This is a genomic window from Mycobacterium sp. NGS66 (assembly GCF_059812225.1).
Window position 1 is genome coordinate 185,417 of the sequence record NZ_JCALCG010000013.1, and the last position, 13,213, is coordinate 198,629.

At 66.2% G+C, this 13,213-nt stretch carries 13 protein-coding genes and 4 pseudogenes; 9 read left to right on the forward strand and 8 right to left on the reverse strand.

The annotated features are described in order from the left end of the window. The first annotated feature begins 1 nt into the window (after position 1). The 9 genes from murC to AC5Y2L_RS22060 all read left to right on the forward strand — a co-directional run bounded on the left by murC (position 2) and on the right by AC5Y2L_RS22060 (position 7,851). Positions 2–1,420 carry a UDP-N-acetylmuramate--L-alanine ligase gene (gene murC / locus AC5Y2L_RS22020; protein ID WP_499932365.1) on the forward strand — a complete coding sequence of 473 codons (1,419 nt, stop codon included), beginning with the start codon at positions 2–4 and terminating at the stop codon, positions 1,418–1,420. Beyond that, positions 1,417–2,328, forward strand: a complete 912-nt coding sequence (locus AC5Y2L_RS22025; RefSeq protein ID WP_499931631.1) for a cell division protein FtsQ/DivIB — start codon at positions 1,417–1,419, stop codon at positions 2,326–2,328. Before murC ends, AC5Y2L_RS22025 begins: the two co-directional genes overlap by 4 nt. A 292-nt stretch (positions 2,329–2,620) precedes the next feature. Further along, complete coding sequence (gene ftsZ / locus AC5Y2L_RS22030; protein WP_499932363.1) at positions 2,621–3,769, forward strand: cell division protein FtsZ; 1,149 nt, start codon at positions 2,621–2,623, stop codon at positions 3,767–3,769. 55 nt (positions 3,770–3,824) lie between these two features. Beyond that, a complete protein-coding gene (pgeF, locus tag AC5Y2L_RS22035; protein ID WP_499931629.1) occupies positions 3,825–4,532 on the forward strand; it encodes a peptidoglycan editing factor PgeF in 708 nt (235 codons plus the stop codon). Continuing rightward, complete coding sequence (locus AC5Y2L_RS22040; protein ID WP_499931627.1) at positions 4,529–5,326, forward strand: YggS family pyridoxal phosphate enzyme; 798 nt, start codon at positions 4,529–4,531, stop codon at positions 5,324–5,326. Before pgeF ends, AC5Y2L_RS22040 begins: the two co-directional genes overlap by 4 nt. A gap of 67 nt (positions 5,327–5,393) precedes the next feature. Continuing rightward, on the forward strand, positions 5,394–6,041 hold the full coding sequence (locus AC5Y2L_RS22045; RefSeq protein ID WP_499931625.1) for a cell division protein SepF: 648 nt from the start codon (positions 5,394–5,396) through the stop codon (positions 6,039–6,041). A gap of 151 nt (positions 6,042–6,192) precedes the next feature. Further along, the gene (locus tag AC5Y2L_RS22050) at positions 6,193–6,477 is read left to right on the forward strand and encodes a YggT family protein (protein WP_067228903.1); all 285 of its coding nucleotides are present in this window, start codon (positions 6,193–6,195) and stop codon (positions 6,475–6,477) included. A 238-nt stretch (positions 6,478–6,715) separates the two neighbouring features. Further along, positions 6,716–7,528, forward strand: coding sequence for a DivIVA-like cell division protein Wag31 (wag31, locus tag AC5Y2L_RS22055; RefSeq protein ID WP_499931622.1), 813 nt, complete (start codon positions 6,716–6,718; stop codon positions 7,526–7,528). A gap of 5 nt (positions 7,529–7,533) precedes the next feature. Then, positions 7,534–7,851, forward strand: a complete 318-nt coding sequence (locus AC5Y2L_RS22060) for a hypothetical protein (protein ID WP_499931619.1) — start codon at positions 7,534–7,536, stop codon at positions 7,849–7,851. A gap of 8 nt (positions 7,852–7,859) precedes the next feature. Here AC5Y2L_RS22060 and AC5Y2L_RS22065 read toward each other — a convergent pair. From AC5Y2L_RS22065 to AC5Y2L_RS22100, 8 genes and pseudogenes are all read right to left on the reverse strand, one after another. Further along, positions 7,860–8,558 (reverse strand): annotated as a pseudogene (locus AC5Y2L_RS22065) (phosphoribosyltransferase); the annotation flags it as partial. Between the two features lie 74 nt (positions 8,559–8,632). Then, positions 8,633–9,067, reverse strand: a complete 435-nt coding sequence (locus tag AC5Y2L_RS22070) for a type II toxin-antitoxin system VapC family toxin (protein ID WP_499931616.1) — start codon at positions 9,065–9,067, stop codon at positions 8,633–8,635. Positions 9,068–9,070: 3 nt separating this feature from the next. Continuing rightward, positions 9,071–9,376, reverse strand: a pseudogene (locus tag AC5Y2L_RS22075) (type II toxin-antitoxin system Phd/YefM family antitoxin); the annotation flags it as partial. A 241-nt stretch (positions 9,377–9,617) separates the two neighbouring features. Beyond that, the gene (locus AC5Y2L_RS22080) at positions 9,618–10,052 is read right to left on the reverse strand and encodes a type II toxin-antitoxin system VapC family toxin (protein WP_012394840.1); all 435 of its coding nucleotides are present in this window, start codon (positions 10,050–10,052) and stop codon (positions 9,618–9,620) included. A gap of 3 nt (positions 10,053–10,055) precedes the next feature. Then, positions 10,056–10,510: pseudogene (locus AC5Y2L_RS22085) on the reverse strand (type II toxin-antitoxin system Phd/YefM family antitoxin). A gap of 486 nt (positions 10,511–10,996) precedes the next feature. Continuing rightward, the gene (locus AC5Y2L_RS22090; RefSeq protein ID WP_012394838.1) at positions 10,997–11,575 is read right to left on the reverse strand and encodes a carboxymuconolactone decarboxylase family protein; all 579 of its coding nucleotides are present in this window, start codon (positions 11,573–11,575) and stop codon (positions 10,997–10,999) included. Further along, positions 11,538–12,710, reverse strand: a complete 1,173-nt coding sequence (locus AC5Y2L_RS22095) for a zinc-dependent alcohol dehydrogenase (protein ID WP_012394837.1) — start codon at positions 12,708–12,710, stop codon at positions 11,538–11,540. Before AC5Y2L_RS22095 ends, AC5Y2L_RS22090 begins: the two co-directional genes overlap by 38 nt. Next, positions 12,707–13,075, reverse strand: a pseudogene (locus AC5Y2L_RS22100) (TLP1 C-terminal extension domain-containing protein); the annotation flags it as partial. The gene AC5Y2L_RS22095 and the pseudogene AC5Y2L_RS22100, both read right to left, overlap by 4 nt. Between the last annotated feature and the right edge of the window lie 138 nt (positions 13,076–13,213).

A 13,213-nucleotide genomic window follows, 5' to 3' on the forward strand; every position in this document is an offset into this window, starting at 1 on the left:
CATGGTGGGCATCGGCGGCGCAGGCATGTCGGGCATCGCCCGGATCCTGTTGGACCGCGGTGGGCTGGTATCGGGTTCCGACGCCAAGGAGTCGCGAGGTGTGCACGCGTTGCGGGCCCGCGGGGCGCTGATCCGCATCGGGCACGACGCGTCGTCGCTGGACATGCTGCCCGGTGGGCCCACCTCCGTGGTCACGACGCATGCTGCCATCCCCAAGACCAACCCCGAACTCGTCGAAGCCCGGCGCCGCGGCATTCCGGTGGTGCTGCGGCCCGCCGTGCTGGCCAAGCTGATGGACGGGCGCACCACGCTGATGGTCACCGGCACACACGGCAAGACCACCACGACCTCGATGCTGATCGTCGCGCTGCAGCATTGCGGACGGGATCCGTCCTTCGCGGTAGGCGGTGAGCTGGGCGAGGCCGGCACCAACGCTCATCACGGCAGCGGTGACTGCTTCGTCGCCGAGGCCGACGAAAGCGACGGCTCGCTGCTGGAATACACGCCCGACGTCGCGGTGGTGACCAACATCGAATCCGACCACCTCGACTTCTACGGCAGCTCCGAGGCTTACGTGGGAGTGTTCGACTCCTTCGTCGAGCGGCTTGCTCCCGGCGGGGCACTGGTGGTGTGCACCGACGACCCGGGCGCGGCCGCGCTGGCCGACCGTTCGGCGCAGCTGGGCGTGCGGGTGCTGCGCTACGGCTCGTCCGGCGAGGACCTGGCCGGGAAGCTGATGTCCTGGGAGCAACAGGGCACCGAGGCGGTCGCCCACATTCAACTGGCCCCCGAACCGGCTCCCGTGCGGGTGATGCGGCTGTCGGTGCCCGGCCGGCACATGGCGCTCAATGCGCTGGGTGCGCTGCTGGCCGCCGCTGAGGTCGGTGCGACCGCTGACCAGGTGCTCGACGGGCTGGCCGGCTTCGAGGGCGTGCGACGCCGATTCGAACTGGTCGGCAGCGCGGGCTCGGTGCGGGTGTTCGACGACTACGCCCACCACCCGACGGAGATCAGCGCGACGCTCGCGGCCGTTCGCACCGTGCTCGAGCAGAGCGGCGGTGGCCGGTCCATCGTGGTGTTTCAACCCCATTTGTATTCGCGCACAAAGGCTTTCGCCGCCGAGTTCGGCCGGGCACTGGATGCCGCCGATCAGGTGTTCGTGCTGGATGTGTTCGGCGCGCGTGAACAACCGCTCGCCGGAATCAGCGGCGCCACCGTCGCCGAGCACATCAGCACCCCGGTGCGCTACCTTCCGGACTTCTCGGCCGTTGCCGCAGAGGTGGCCGACGCTGCCGCTCCCGGCGACGTCATCGTCACGATGGGCGCCGGCGACGTGACCCTGCTGGGTCCCGAAATCGTCACCGCGCTGCGGTTACGGGCCAACCGCAGCGCGCCCGGCCAGTCCGGGGTCTGGCAATGAGCGAGCCCATCGACGACACCGCCGCCGAGCCGATACCGGGCGACGACGCCGAGCCACCCGACGAGGCCCCCGAGAAAGCCGAAGTCGAAGGGCCGCGGCGGCGGGCCCGACGGGAGCGGGCCGAGCGCCGGGCCGCGCAGGCTCGCGCCGCCGCGATCGAGCAAGCGCGCCGCGCAGCCAAGCGCCAAGCCCGGGTGAACCTGCTCAACGAGCCGGACCCCGCCCAGCGCCCTGCGCGCGGCGTTGTCCGGGGTCTGAAGATGTTGCTCTGGACAGTGTTGCTGGTGGTCGCCGGCGTAGCGCTGGCCCTGATCCTCTACTTCACGCCGGCGATGTCGGCGCGCTCGATCATCGTCAGCGGCACCGGGGCGGTGACTCGTGAAGAGGTGCTCGACGCGGCGCAGGTGCGCCACGGGACGCCGCTGTTGCAGATCAACACCAGCCAAGTCGCCGACCGGGTGGCCGCCATCAGGCGGGTGGCCAGTGCGCGGGTGCAGCGGCAGTATCCTTCTGCGCTGCGAATCACCATTGTCGAGCGAGTGCCGGTGGCGGTGAAGGACTTTCCCGACGGCACCCATTTGTTCGACCGCGACGGCGTCGACTTTGCGACGGCTCCACCCCAGGCCACGCTGCCTTATCTGGAGGTCGACAACCCCGGGCCTACCGACCCGGCGACCAAGGCCGCATTGCAGGTCTTGACCACGTTGCGTCCCGAGGTCGCGGCTCAAGTGGGCAAGATCGCGGCGCCGTCGTTGTCGTCGATCACGCTCACGCTGTCCGACGGGCGGGTGGTGATCTGGGGGAGCACCGATCGCGCCGAGGAAAAGGCTGTGAAGCTGGCGGCACTGTTGACCCAGCCCGGGCGGACCTACGACGTGTCCAGCCCGGACCTGCCGACCGTCAAGTAGTCGCATGTCGCGGTCCGATTGTGCGGCTCGCCGCACAATCGACGTCGAATGTGCAGCTGGCCGCACGCTGGGCGCCCAAAAAATTCGCGGCGCACCCGTCGGCGCGCCTGCGAGGTTCGCGGACGTAGTGCCAATACGGTTCTGGTTACGCGGAACTACTTGACATAACTCTAACTCTATGGTTGAGGTTGAGGGTTTGCCAAGCAGACACACCGTAGCCAGCAGTAGAGAACACGGGAGAACCCCGGCCGAAACGGGGAAAGACAGGCCCACCATGGGAGGAAGACACATGATGACCCCCCCGCATAACTACTTGGCCGTCATCAAGGTCGTGGGCATCGGTGGAGGCGGTGTCAACGCCGTCAACCGGATGATCGAGCAGGGCCTCAAGGGCGTGGAGTTCATCGCGATCAACACCGACGCGCAGGCACTGCTGATGAGCGACGCGGACGTGAAGCTCGACGTCGGGCGCGACTCCACCCGCGGACTGGGCGCCGGCGCAGATCCCGAGGTGGGGCGCAAGGCCGCCGAGGACGCCAAGGACGAGATCGAAGAATTGCTGCGCGGGGCCGACATGGTATTCGTCACCGCCGGCGAAGGTGGCGGCACCGGCACCGGCGGCGCGCCCGTCGTCGCCAGCATCGCCCGCAAGTTGGGCGCACTGACCGTCGGCGTCGTCACCCGGCCGTTCTCCTTCGAAGGCAAGCGGCGCAGCAACCAGGCCGAAAACGGCATCAACGCGCTACGCGAAAGCTGCGACACCCTGATCGTGATCCCCAACGACCGGCTGCTGCAGATGGGCGACGCCGCGGTATCGCTGATGGACGCCTTCCGCAGCGCGGACGAGGTGCTGCTCAACGGCGTGCAGGGCATCACCGACCTGATCACCACGCCCGGGCTGATCAACGTCGACTTCGCCGACGTCAAGGGCATCATGTCCGGTGCGGGCACCGCGTTGATGGGCATCGGTTCGGCCCGAGGCGAAGGCCGCTCGCTCAAAGCTGCCGAGATCGCGATCAACTCGCCGCTGCTGGAGGCGTCCATGGAGGGCGCCCAGGGCGTGCTGATGTCCATCGCCGGTGGCAGCGACCTGGGCTTGTTCGAGATCAACGAGGCGGCCTCGCTGGTGCAGGACGCCGCCCACCAAGACGCCAACATCATCTTCGGTACCGTCATCGACGACTCGCTGGGCGACGAGGTGCGGGTCACCGTGATCGCGGCCGGCTTCGACGCCGGTCCCGGGCGCAAACCCGTGGTGGGTGGCATCGCCGGGGAGAAAGGCGGGGCGCACCGCATCGAGACCGCGAAGGCGGGCAAGCTCACGTCGACGCTGTTCGAGCCGGTCGACGCGGTCAGCGTGCCGGTGCACACCAATGGCGCGACGTTGAGTATCGGCGGCGATGACGACGACGTCGACGTGCCCCCGTTCATGCGCCGCTGAGGCCCACCGCGGTCGGTGGAAGCCCCGATGCGCGCCGAATCCGGATACTGGGCACGTGAGCGTTCGCATCCGGCGGGTGACTACCACTCGGGCCGGCGGCGTGTCGAAACCGCCCTTCGACACCTTCAATCTCGGTGACCACGTCGGCGACGACCCGGCGGCAGTCGCGGCCAACCGGGCCCGGCTGGCCGCTGCGATCGGTTTGGCAGCGCACCGGGTGGTGTGGATGAACCAGGTGCACGGTGATCGAGTAGAGCTGGTCGACGGACCGCGCGATGCCCCCGTCGACAAGACGGACGCGTTGGTGACCAACACGGCACGACTGGCGCTGGCGGTGGTGACCGCCGACTGCGTGCCGGTATTGATGGCCGACGCGCGTGCCGGTGTCGCGGCGGCCGTCCATGCCGGCCGCGTCGGCGCACAGCGCGGTGTCGTGGTCCGTGCGCTGGAGGCGATGCTGAGCCTGGGCGCACGGGCCGAGGACATTTCGGCACTGCTGGGGCCGGCGGTGAGCGGCCGCAACTACGAAGTGCCCGCGGCGATGGCCGACGAGGTCGAGGCGGCGTTGCCGGGCAGCCGCACCACTACCACCGCCGGAACTCCCGGGCTTGATCTGAGGGCCGGAATCGCTTGTCAGCTAAGCGATTTGGGGGTGAAAGCGATCGATATCGATCCGCGCTGCACGGTGGCCGACCCGACCTTGTTCAGCCATCGACGGGGTGCGCCGACGGGGCGGCTGGCGTCGCTCGTCTGGATGGAATGACCGTCATGGCAGTGGGGGTGGCGGCGTCCCGTCCAGACAACGGCGACCGCGAATCGGAATTGACCCATGCGCTGGCGGGCGTGCGATCCAGGCTCGCCGCGGCCGCGCAAGCGGCAGGCCGCAATGTCGGCGAAATTGAACTACTGCCCATCACCAAATTCTTTCCAGCAACCGACGTTGCAATTCTGTCCAGATTGGGTTGCCGGGCCGTCGGCGAATCGCGGGAGCAGGAAGCCCGGGCGAAGATTGCCGAACTCGCCCGGCTGAGCGCGGCGTCCCCGCGCCTGGAGTCCTCAGATATCCAGTGGCACATGGTGGGTCGAATCCAGCGCAACAAGGCGCGGTCGTTGGCCGGCTGGGCGCACACGGCGCACTCGGTGGACAGCCGACAGGTGGTCACCGCGCTGGACCGCGCGGTGCTGGCGGCGATGTCCGAGGGCCGCCGCGAGCACCCGATGCGGGTCTATGTCCAGGCCAGCCTCAACGGCGATGTTTCCCGCGGCGGCGTCGACGTCAACGCGCCTGGGGCGCTTGAGCAGGTCTGCGCGCACGTGCAGGAGTCTCGCGGTCTGGACCTGATCGGGTTGATGGGAATCCCGCCGCTGGACTGGGACCCCGAACTGGCCTTTGACCGGCTTCAATCGGAGCATCGCCGGGTGCTGGACGCCCATCCGAATGCCGTCGGGTTGTCTGCCGGCATGTCCGACGATCTGGAAATCGCCGTCAAACATGGTTCGACATGTGTGCGTGTCGGTACCGCGCTATTGGGCCCGCGGCGGTTACGGTCACCGTAATTAGTCACTGTAGTCACACCTTCATCACAGACACCAATACTCCCAGGGGCTAGAAGGGGTCACCGCAATGAGCACACTGCACAAGGTCAAGGCCTACTTCGGTATGGCGCCGATGGACGACTACGACGACGAGTATTACGACGACCGCGCGCCATCCCGCGGCTATTCCCGCTCGCGGTTCGACGACGATTACGGCCGCTATGAGGGCCGCGAATACGACGACCCTCGCCGGGACATGCGCGGCGAGCCGGCCGACTACCCGCCGCCCAGCAGCTACCGGGGCGGCTACGCAGAAGAGCCCCCGTTCCGGGCCCGCGAGTTCGACCGTACTGACATGAGCCGGCCTCGCTTCGGGTCCTGGCTGCGTGGCTCCACTCGCGGCGCGCTGGCCATGGACCCGCGCCGGATGGCGATGATGTTCGAGGAAGGTCACCCGCTGTCGAAGATCACCACGCTGCGGCCCAAGGACTACAGCGAGGCGCGCACCATCGGCGAGCGATTCCGGGACGGAACCCCGGTGATCATGGACCTGGTTTCCATGGACAATGCCGACGCCAAACGGCTGGTCGACTTCGCGGCGGGGCTGGCCTTCGCGTTGCGTGGCTCATTCGACAAGGTGGCGACCAAGGTGTTCTTGCTCTCACCCGCCGACGTCGACGTCTCCCCGGAGGAGCGGCGCCGCATTGCCGAAACCGGTTTCTACGCTTACCAATAGGCGCACCTGCCGCCCGAGGACCGGTCGGCACCCCGGCGCGGCGCGGCTGCTTCCCGACGGGTGAGATGTGTGTCGGCCGGTGGAGTCGGTACCCTGAAAATCGTCGCGCGAGGGCGACTATTGACATCTCATCGTTAGGTCGGGTCATCGGGTGCTGTTCGTCAAGATCCTGGGCTTTGCGCTGTTCTTTTTCTGGGTGCTGCTCATCTTCCGGATTGTCATCGAGTTCATCCGCTCATTCAGCCGCGATTGGCGCCCCACCGGTATCACCGTGGTGATCCTGGAGATCATCATGTCGATCACCGATCCGCCGGTGAAGCTGCTGCGCAGGCTGATCCCGCAACTGACCATTGGCGCAGTCCGCTTCGACCTGTCCATCATGGTGCTCTTGCTGGTGGTCTTCATCGGCTGGCAGGTGGCGCTGGGCCGGACATGATCTGCGCTGGGGCCGCGGTGCCGGGGGGCGTCGTTTCGGATACGGTTCGGCGACAGTTCGGAGTGCGTGATTTCAAAACTAAGAAAACGGAATTTAGAGTTTGAAATTCGTCCTTATTTATTGGTCCAATCAGCAACCGGCGGGTCTGGTGTGACAGGATGGGCGGCAGTTGCACGATCGCTGCCAGTCCGTTCTAGACTTTCCAGAGCGTTTGACAGGAACTCGAGGGGAACGAACAATGCCGCTTACACCAGCTGACGTCCACAATGTGGCGTTTAGCAAGCCGCCAATCGGCAAGCGCGGTTACAACGAAGACGAGGTTGACGCCTTCCTCGACTTGGTGGAGAACGAGCTGACGCGGCTTATCGAAGAAAATTCCGATCTTCGCCAGCGAATCGCCGAGTTGGAGCAAGAGCTCGCCGGGGGGGCGGGCGCTGGTGCTGCCTCTTATTCCGCGGCGCCGACCCAGGCGATACCGATCCGCGAGCCCGAGCCTGAGCCCGAGCCCGCCCCGGCGCCCGTGGCCGCTCCGGCGGCGGCTCCGACCGGGACCAACGAGGAACAGGCCATCAAGGCCGCTCGAGTGCTGGCCCTGGCGCAAGACACCGCCGACCGGCTGACCAGCACCGCCAAGGCGGAGTCGGACAAGATGCTCGCGGATGCGCGGGCCAATGCCGACCAGATTCTCAGCGAAGCCCGCCACACCGCGGACACCACCGTCGCCGAGGCCCGGCAACGCGCCGAGGCGATGCTGGCCGACGCCCAGAGCCGCTCCGAGAGTCAGTTGCGCCAGGCCCAGGAGAAGGCCGACGCCCTGCAGGCCGACGCCGAACGCAAGCATTCCGAGATCATGGGGACGATCAATCAGCAGCGCACGGTGCTGGAAGGTCGCCTGGAGCAGCTGCGGACGTTTGAACGTGAATACCGCACCCGGCTCAAGACCTACCTGGAGTCTCAGCTCGAGGAACTCGGTCAGCGTGGGTCGGCGGCCCCCGTCGACTCCACCGCCGACGGCGGCGGCTTCGACCAGTTCAGCCGGGGTAACAACTAGCGCGGATGTTGATCATTGCGCTGGTACTGGCGCTGATTGGGCTCGTCGCGCTGGTGTTTGCCGTGGTCACCAGCAACGAGCTGGTGGCCTGGGTGTGCATCGTCGCCAGCGTCGTCGGAGTGGTGCTGTTGATCATCGACGCAGTGCGTGAACGCCGCGCGCGCGCCGCGGGCGAAGACGGCGAAGGTGAGATCAGCGACGACGAGGACGGCTACGTCGACTATCCGGAGGAACTCACCGAGGAAGCCGACCAGGAGACCACTGAAGCGGATGGCGGTGCGACCCAGCAGTCGACGATCAGCCGGGACGATGGCGCCAAGTAGGAGTCCGGTCAGTCACCGACGGTTGGTGTGGCGAGCAGTTCGCGCACTTCGTCATCGGTGACTTGGTGAAAGTCGCGGTAGACCTGCCCGACGGCCTCGAACGCCGGCGGCATGGTCGCGCACACCACCTCATCGGCGTCTCTTGCGAGCTCGCGGCAGGCTGACTGCGGCCCGACCGGAACCGCGACGATTATCGATTGCGGCGCAGCGTCCGGCTTGGCGGCGCGCAGCGCCCGCACCGCCGCCAGCATGCTCGCGCCGGTGGCGATTCCGTCGTCGACCAGGATCACGGTCTTACCGTGCGGGTCGGCGAGCGGTCGCCCGCCGCGATATGCCTGCTCGCGCCGCTGCAGCTCCGCGGTCTCGCGGTCGATCACCGCGCGCACCTGCTCGTCGCTGACATGCAAGCTGGACACCACGTTGTCATTCATCACCACGCCGCCGCCGCTGGCCAACGCGCCCATCGCGAGCTCTGACCAGCCCGGCACCCCGAGCTTGCGGACCAGGAACACATCCAGCGGGGCCCGCAGCGCCGAGGCGACTTCCCAGCCGACCGGAACGCCGCCGCGAGCCAGCCCCAGCACCAGCAAGCCGTCCCTACCCTGGTACGGGGCCAATTCTTCGGCCAGCACGCGGCCTGCCTCACGGCGGTCGCGAAAGGTGCGCGCCGACGTCCGCCTAAGAAAGCCGCTCGGTCGGTTCATGGGGACTCCTAGCCACCAAGCCTACGTCTCAAAGCGATCGTTGCGGGTCCTGAAGTGGCGAATCGGTGCCTGTCAGGCTAAGGGTCGAGTTGGGCGGGGGCGACTCGACACCCGGCGGCTTGAGCTCCGGTGTGCAGGCGTCGGTCCCAAACGGCGACGATCAGCCCGGGGTCGCCCACTGCCAACGCGCTGGCCAAATGGACAGCGTCGGCTCCGCGCAAGGCATAGGCTCTGGCGAGGTGGCCGGCGTGCCGTTCAACGGTCACGGTGAGTTCGACTGGGCGGGTAGCGGCCCAGAAGTCCTCCCATTCACGCTCGGCTTCGGCGCTCTCGGATTCGGTTAGGTCGTGAATGCGGGCTGCTGCGGCGAGTGCGGCGCGGACCTCGGGGTAGGCCAGGCGGCTGGACAATGCGGCGTCGCAGCCGTCCCATAGCGCGGACGCGAGCGAGCTCCCTGTCTCGGTGGTCAGAAGTTTGACGAAGGCGCTGGCGTCGAAGTAGACGAGCGGCACTGGTCAGCGCCGCTGGTCGCTGATGTGGTCAGACACCGGCCGCCGCGGTCGGGGCCCGGACCGACCCGCAGCGACAGGCCGCTTCGCGGTGGCCTTGCCAATCACGCCTTCGACCATGAGACGCTCCAAGGTGCCTGCGCTGTCCAGCGCAGCGAGTCGCGCGACCGGAATCCCGCGGTCGGTGATGACGACCTCAGCACCAGCCCTGGCTCGATCGAGCCAATCGCTGAGGTGCGCGCGCAACTCGGTCACGGATACATCCACACGTGAACCGTACACTCACCGAACCCGTGATTTGTACATGTCGCGCCGGAGCGCAGCGGTCAGCTGCATAAGCACCCGCCAACCAAGCTGCGAACGTGTGATCGCGGCTTCGCCGCTCAACACACTCCATCGGCTCGGAAATGAACGCGAGCGTTCATTTCGCTCGCCTCAGTCGCGTGTCCGAGGGGGGACTTGGCCACTTACGACACGGGTTCTGACCTGGCGAATCGGTACCTGATCGTCATCCATGCCGGGGTCGACCCACCTCTGACGTCGAGCGGTCGGATTAGGGGTCGAGTTGGGCGGGGGCGAGTCGGCACCCGGCGGCTTGGGCTCCGGCGTGCAGGCGTCGGTCCCAAACGGCGACGATCAAGCCGGGTTCGCCGACTGCCAACGCGCTGGCCAGATGGACAGCGTCGGCTTCGCGCAAGGCATGGGCGCGGGCGAGGCGGCCGGCGTGCTGTTCAACCGTGGCGGTGAGTTCGATTGGGCGGGTGGCGGCCCAGAAGTCCTCCCAGTCACGCTCGGCGTCGGCGAGCTCGGATTCGGTTAGGTCGTGATTGCGGGCTGCTGCAGCGAGTGCGGCGCGGACTTCGGGGTAGGCCAGGCGGCTGGACAATGCGGCGTCGCAGCCGTCCCACAGCGCGGATGCCAGCGAGCTTCCTGTCTCGGTGGTGAGAAGTTTAACGAAGGCGCTGGCGTCGAAGTAGACGAGCGGCACCGGTCAGCGCCGCTGGTCGCTGACCTGGTCAGACACCGGCCGCCGCGGTCGGGGCCGGGACCGTCCCGCAGCGACGGGCCGCTGCGCGGTGGCCCTGGCAATCACGCCTTCGGCCGTGAGACGCTCCAAGGTGCCTGCGCTGTCCAGCGCAGCGAGTCGCGCGACCGGAATCCCGCGGTCGGTGATGACGACCTCATCACCAGCCCGAACTCGATCGAGCCAATCGCTAAGGTGCGCGCGCAACTCGGTCACGGATACCTCCACACCGTGAACTGTACACTCGCTGAACCGTGATTTGTACATGTCACTTCTGAGTGTGGCAACGACGACCTGAGAGATTGACCCGCGCAAGCCGGAGGCGAGGTGGCAACGGGCCGGTACACCGATTCGTCCGCGGTGCTGGCGACGCCGAGACGGTCGATATTATGGTGGCTGGTGGCCTTCCGTCCAAGCTGCATCCGAAGGTGTTGCGGCGGAAGGTGTTTGCCGTCCCCGGTGGGACTTCGGCGCGGCTGGCGTTCGTGGTCAGCTGTATGAAGACGGCAGCGCCTCGGTGTCGGACGCCGGGTCTAGCTTGCAGCAGCGGGCTCTTGAATTCTCTGCGTGAGGTGCTGTGTGCGGTGACTGCCGACGATCGCCTTCATTGGCGTTCTGTTGCCAGCGACCCGATTGAACGACTCTCCCAGTAGTAACAGTTGGCCTGAGTCGCGAAGAACCTCGACATCCCTTGGATCGTATTCGTATGACGGAGCGTGCTTCAAGCTGGTGTAGGCGTCCCAGAACAGTTGGCTCCACATGTCCAGTTGGTGGCATTACCCCGAGACCGTGGCTAAGAGACCGAAATCACAACTACCCGTTTGAAATTCAATAGCCCACAACTGACTAGGAACATAAGGGGTAACCGAGCTTCAACTTGGGTGCGATTGCTGAACAACCGTTTTTACTCAATCGTCACGTCGAGGGGCTCGCCCATCGGGCGGCCAGGAGTCGGTACCCGACTCAAGCGGAATATTCAAGGATCGAAGCAGGATCGAAAAGAGCCGCCAATTGGCGATCGCTCCGACAAGTTCGACCAAAACCGCGTGATCGCCATTGAATGCCTTGTGGCACGCGGCCCAGTTTTCCTCGGCAATGACCCCGTCACGTACCACATCATCGGTCGCCGCCAGGACCGCACGCTCGGCATGGCCCAGACGATTGGAACTCTGCCAGTCACGCACCGCCAGAAGGTCATCCGAAGCCACACCGAGCAGCGTCGCGATTCGCCAATGCTGTGTCCACTCATATACCGACCCCGTTACCCAGCCGATGCGCATGATGATCAATTCGCGTAGCCGGGCGTCGAGCACACCGTTAAATAGCAGCGCCTCAAGCATTCCGTACAGGGCCACTGCGAGGCTCGGCTGGTGAAGTGCCACGCGAAATACTGACAGTTCTGCCATCTCTGCGGGCAGCCCACACTCGGCAGCCCGCAGCCGGGCCTGCTCAAGGTCGAGCATCGGTACGCGTTCCGTTCTCGTCACGTGTGACCTTCCTCTGTTGAAGCTCCGCATGCTGTGAGGGCGTGGGCACGAAGACGTTGTGCAGGGCCGCACTCGATTTGGCATTTTCATCTGCAAGCGAACTGAGCAGCGGCGCGAGACCAGCGAATCCGGTTGATTCTCTTGTGATCCGGTCGAACGGCCAGCGGCGCGTGGCCAGAATCTCGAGGGCTGCCCGGTAGGCGGGATACTCCACGCCGAGTGCACCGGCGATGTGTAATTCCTTATACACCAGCGTGTCTGGTTCAAAGCCGGGCGCGCCGCCTCCGCCGCGGGTGCCAGCAACCACGACCCTGCCGCCAGGCCTGGCAAGGGCGACGGCGTCGGCGAACGCGGAGGGTGCTTTGGCGGTGACATCGATGACCACGTCGGCAAGCTGTCCGCCTGTCTCACGCTGGAGCGCTGTCACTGCATCGTCCTGCGATACGTCGATGGGCAGGTCGACACCGAATGATCTGGCTATGGCCAGTCGCTGATCGTCGCGTGGACCGATGCCGGTCATCGCGACGAAAGCGGCTCCCGCCTCTTTCGCCGCCACCGCCGCGCAGATCCCGCGGATGCCCGGTCCCAGTATCGCTACGATACCCCCCGCCTTGGTGTCGGGAAGAGTTTTCCCCCATTGGATACCGGCCCCGAGAGGGTTGAACAACGTGGCGAGAACGGGGTCCATGTCTTCGGCAATCGGGAGTAGCATCGCGTCCCACGGAAGCTCCACATGGGTGGCGTATCCGCCCCATAACCCGGCGCCGATCTCCACGTCGACGAACCCGAACATGGTGGCGATGCCGTTCACCGCACATCGCCGGTATTCGCCGCGGCGACACTCCGGGCAGTCTCGGCAGGACCGGAACACCTCGACGGCCACGCGCTGGCCGGCCCGGACGCACCAGCGTTCGCTGGCCGCATTGCCGACATGTTCGACGATGCCGACGATTTCGTGACCTGGAACGAATGAGAAGCCGGCAGGCAGGTGTCCGGTGAATTGTTCGTGATCTGTACCGCATAGACCACATGCTTCAACTCGCAGGATCGCACCGCGGTCACCGACGTCGGGGATGGTCATCTGGCGCCGCTCCAGATTCCGCGGTCCGGTCAACACCATGGCCTCGGCGATCATGGAAGCTCGAATCCCGTGGACGACCCTGTGTTTCGGAGGCAAACCGTTCTGCCAACGTACATCTCGCCCGCCATCGCCTCGGCAATCTGCGGATCGTCGCTGCGTGCGACGACTCTTCGCCCGTCGGACAGGTGCGCGATGGTCGGTGTCCATCGAGGTCGCCCGTCTCGGTCGTATTCGACCGTGTACCCGTCCACTGTCGCGCGACCGGTCGCCTCGTCGACGCCTGCGACGGCCAGCCGCGATGAATCGATCGGAGTTTGTTCGTCTGCCGTGTCGATCAGTCGCCACCCGGTTGGTGGAGGGGTGGCCGACCACACACCGACCGAATGTTTCGTCGAATACCAACCGAGGCCGGTGACGACGTCGTCCCCGCGATGGGTGACTTCGCCTACGCCGACCGCCACCGGAGTACGCGCTTCTACCGACAATCGATCACTCGCTCAGGGCCACGGGCTGTTGTGAGACACGAATGCGATGGTGTCATATCTGCAGTCAAGCTG